The following is a 279-nucleotide window of genomic DNA, read 5'->3' on the forward strand; positions in this document are numbered from 1 at the left end:
CGTGGCGCGCCAGGTCGCTCAACACCGTGCCACCGGCCGATCCCGCGCGGTTGCTGCCGCCATGGATCCACACCATGACGGGGCGCTTGCCCGCCAGCGCCGGGCTGGCGATATCGAGCGTGAGGCAATCCTCGTTGCCGCGCACATAGTCGGCGTGGTCCCAGCCGTAATCGTTTTGCAGGCATGTTGCGCCTGGCGCGGTGGCGTCGCGCGGGGTCTGCCACGCCGGCGCCGGCTGCGGCGGTTGCCAGCGCAGCGGGCCTAGTGGCGGTGCGGCAT

1 protein-coding gene is annotated in these 279 nt (G+C 72.0%); it reads right to left on the minus strand.

Translation table 11 applies throughout. The annotated features are described in order from the left end of the window. Positions 1-279 (minus strand): carboxylesterase family protein (locus H926_RS27495; protein ID WP_043609508.1); only part of this gene is annotated, 279 nt, incomplete at both ends.

The sequence above is a fragment of the Novosphingobium sp. B-7 genome, from assembly GCF_000410615.1.
GTDB classification, from domain to species: Bacteria; Pseudomonadota; Alphaproteobacteria; order Sphingomonadales; family Sphingomonadaceae; genus Novosphingobium; species Novosphingobium capsulatum.